Origin of the sequence: Mycobacterium sp. (assembly GCF_008709575.1) — a bacterium.
GTDB lineage: Bacteria > Actinomycetota > Actinomycetes > Mycobacteriales > Mycobacteriaceae > Mycobacterium.
On record NZ_VYIK01000133.1, the window covers coordinates 1 to 726 of the forward strand.

Consider the following 726-nt stretch of genomic DNA (forward strand, 5'->3'; position numbering starts at 1 on the left):
GGCGGGAAAGCTGGCGGGTGCGACGGGGGCGGCTTTGTTGCTGGCTAACCACTTCGCCGGGTGGTCTCGCATCACTGGTGTCTGGGTAGAGCGGCGTCGTTCGCGCTACGATCCCCTAGATGTCCGACATACCCGACCGCCGCCTGAAGGTGCTCGTGGCCGGGCTGGCGCAGCTGGGCAGCGAGTGTGAGACGGTCAGCGCCGGGTTGTCCGGCGGCGCCGCGGCGTCGTTTGTGGCGGCGTCGGTGTGGCAGTCCAACGCCGGCGCGGTGAACCTCGCCGCCGCGGCGGCGCGGACGAACCTGGGTGCGATCGCGGCGCGGATCGGTGCCCGCGGCGGCCACTACGCCGCGGCGTGCGTCGCCTACACCGAGACCGACCAGGACAATGCGGTGACGTTGCGGGAACTGGTGAGCTGATGGCGGGTGTCTCGCCGCTGCCGGAGGGCTGGCCGACGCTCTCGGAGCTGCAGGCCTCGACGTTTGGTCATTTGGGGCAGTTCGCCGAGTTGTGCGAGCGCATCGCAGGTAGCGCTGAGGACGCCTTGGAGCAGCTGGCCCAAACGGTGCGCGCACCGGGCGGGGTGGAGTGGGAGGGGGCGGCCGCCGAGGCGGCGATCGCGCAGGCCGATGCCGATGTGATCAGCGCGCGCCCGTTTTTGTGGGGTTTGCTCGACGCGGCGGGGATCGCGCGCCGTGGCCAAGACACCTTGGAGGGTGGCCAGCG

Annotated in this window: 1 protein-coding gene and 1 pseudogene; both read left to right on the forward strand. The window is 71.2% G+C overall.

Annotated elements, in window-relative coordinates; translation table 11 throughout:
* The first annotated feature begins 119 nt into the window (after positions 1-119).
* Complete coding sequence (locus F6Q13_RS17230) at positions 120-419, forward strand: hypothetical protein (RefSeq protein WP_293059163.1); 300 nt, start codon at positions 120-122, stop codon at positions 417-419.
* A pseudogene (locus F6Q13_RS17235) lies at positions 419-726 on the forward strand (hypothetical protein); the annotation flags it as partial. The gene F6Q13_RS17230 and the pseudogene F6Q13_RS17235, both read left to right, overlap by 1 nt.

Excerpts from the sequence above, each read along its gene's own strand:
- F6Q13_RS17230 (WP_293059163.1), top strand. The coding sequence starts at position 120 with ATGTCCGACATACCCGACCGCCGCCTGAAGGTGCTCGTGGCCGGGCTG.